Here is a 1,539-nt window from a genome sequence, read left to right on the forward strand (position 1 = left end):
ATACCTCTATGAATGTGGAGATTGTGACAAACCGGAAAGCCCTCTCCACGGTGCGGAACAAGAAAAAAGAGCTGAAAGATTTGGACAACCACGCATGGCAGAATGACAGTGAAACCAGTACAAACGTGGTGGACGCTTTAGACAGCGTAAATGAGCTGGAATCCACCTTAGACCAGAGCAAGGAATCTATGTATAAGCTGTCCTATGTGGTGCGTGTGACGGCTCCCGACTTGGAAGAACTGAAACGCCGCTGCAATGAGGTGAAAGATTTTTATGACGATTTGAACGTGAAGCTGGTTCGCCCCTTTGGAGATATGCTGGGGCTGCATGGGGAATTTCTCCCTGCCAGCAAGCGGTATCTGAACGATTACATCCAGTATGTCACCAGCGACTTCCTCGCTGGTCTTGGCTTCGGGGCAACCCAGATGTTGGGGGAACCGGAGGGCATTTATATCGGGTACAGCCTTGATACGGGAAGAAACGTGTACTTAAAGCCTGCCCTTGCCAGTCAAGGAGTAAAAGGCTCCGTCACTAACGCCCTTGCTGCCGCTTTTGTCGGCTCCCTCGGCGGTGGAAAATCATTCAGCAACAACATGATTGTCTATTATTCCGTATTATTTGGGGCACAGGCTCTCATTGTTGACCCGAAAGCAGAACGGGGACGGTGGAAAGAAACCCTGCCGGAAATCGCCCATGAAATCAATATCGTAAACCTGACTTCGGAGGAACAGAACAGGGGCTTACTTGACCCGTATGTGATTATGGAGAACCCAAAGGATTCCGAATCACTGGCAATCGACATCCTGACTTTTTTAACAGGCATTTCCAGCCGTGACGGAGAGAAGTTCCCTGTTCTTCGGAAAGCCATCCGTGCGGTAACAAACAGTGAGGAACGGGGGCTTTTCAAGGTGATTGAAGAACTTCGGGCGGAGGGAACCACCATCAGCACCAGCATAGCCGACCATATCGAATCCTTTACGGACTATGACTTTGCACACCTGCTCTTTTCGGATGGGGATGTCACACAGTCCATCAGCCTTGAAAAGCAACTCAACATCATTCAAGTGGCGGATTTGGTGCTGCCGGATAAGGAAACCTCGTTTGAAGAATACACCACAATGGAGCTACTTTCCGTGGCAATGCTCATTGTAATCAGCACCTTTGCCCTCGACTTCATCCATACCGACCGCAGCGTGTTTAAGATTGTGGATTTGGATGAAGCATGGAGCTTCTTACAGGTGGCACAGGGCAAGACACTCTCCATGAAGCTGGTTCGTGCCGGACGTGCCATGAACGCAGGCGTTTACTTTGTCACCCAGAACACGGACGATTTGCTGGATGAAAAGCTGAAAAACAATCTGGGCTTGAAATTTGCGTTCCGTTCCACAGACATCAACGAAATCAAGAAGACCCTTGCCTTTTTCGGGGTGGATTCCGAAGATGAAAACAACCAGAAGCGGCTCCGTGACTTGGAAAACGGACAGTGCCTTATCAGTGATTTATACGGGCGTGTGGGAGTCATACAGTTCCATCCTATCT

The 1,539-nt window shown here is 49.5% G+C and carries 1 protein-coding gene; it reads left to right on the forward strand.

Features of this window, described 5'->3' with window-relative positions; translation table 11 throughout:
• Positions 1-1,539: ATP-binding protein (locus tag DW965_RS18635; protein ID WP_147398825.1), on the forward strand; the 1,539-nt coding region annotated here is incomplete at both ends.

Source organism: Blautia sp. AM47-4, from assembly GCF_003479865.1.
Classification (GTDB): domain Bacteria; phylum Bacillota; class Clostridia; order Lachnospirales; family Lachnospiraceae; genus Fusicatenibacter; species Fusicatenibacter saccharivorans.